Source organism: Mesorhizobium sp. M7A.F.Ca.CA.002.09.1.1, from assembly GCF_003998555.1.
Lineage (GTDB): Bacteria > Pseudomonadota > Alphaproteobacteria > Rhizobiales > Rhizobiaceae > Mesorhizobium > Mesorhizobium ciceri.
Window position 1 is genome coordinate 1 of sequence record NZ_RZRR01001389.1, and the last position, 869, is coordinate 869.

1 protein-coding gene is annotated in these 869 nt (G+C 67.1%); it reads right to left on the reverse strand.

The window, feature by feature from the left end; genetic code table 11:
• The coding region (gene cobA, locus EN994_RS33450) for a uroporphyrinogen-III C-methyltransferase (RefSeq protein WP_127308256.1) at nucleotides 1-869 on the reverse strand (869 nt) is incomplete at both ends.

An 869-nucleotide genomic window follows, 5' to 3' on the forward strand; every position in this document is an offset into this window, starting at 1 on the left:
GGCCCATATAGACGGCGACGGTAGCGCCGGAAATCGCGAGCTTGGCCCAGTCGGGCAGCGAATTGCCCTTGAGGTCGTGGCCGGTGGTGAACACCATCGACGAGGAGACACCGCGCAAGGTCAGCGGCAGTTCGAAATCGGCGGCGGCGGCAAAGGCCGCGGTGACGCCCGGGACCACCTCATAGGCGATGCCGGCGTCGCGAAGTGCCGCCATCTCTTCGCCGGCCCGGCCGAACACCAGCGGATCGCCAGACTTCAGCCGCACGACACGCTTGCCTTCACGGCCAAGCTCGACCAGCAGCGCATTGATCTCAGCCTGGCTCTTGGTGTGGCAGCCCTTGCGCTTTCCGACCGGCAGGCGCTCGGCATCGCGGCGACCCATGGCAACGACCGCCTCGGGCACAAGGGCGTCATGGACGATGACATCGGCTTCCATCAGCAGACGATGGGCTCGCAAGGTCAATAGATCCTCGGCGCCCGGACCGGCGCCAACCAGCGCGATGTGACCGCAAGCGGGCGTGTTCGACAGCAGAAGATCGACGGCGGCGTCATGCGCCTGCGAAAGCTGGCCGGCTTCAGCCGCGCGCGCAGGAGCGCCAGCGAAGAAATCATTCCAGAAGCGGCGGCGGGCATTGCCTCTCGGCAGCAGCTTCTCGGCAGCCCCGCGAAACGAAGCCGCAAGAATTGCCAGCGGCCCGAGCGACGGCGACAGCATGCGGTCGATGCGGCCGCGCAACATTTGGGCAAGCACCGGGCCTGCACCCTCGGTGCCGATGGCGATGGCCACCGGCGCGCGGTTGACCAGCGCCGGGGTGAAGAAATCGCAAAGCTCAGGCCGATCGACGGCATTGACCGGAATGCCTAGGCGG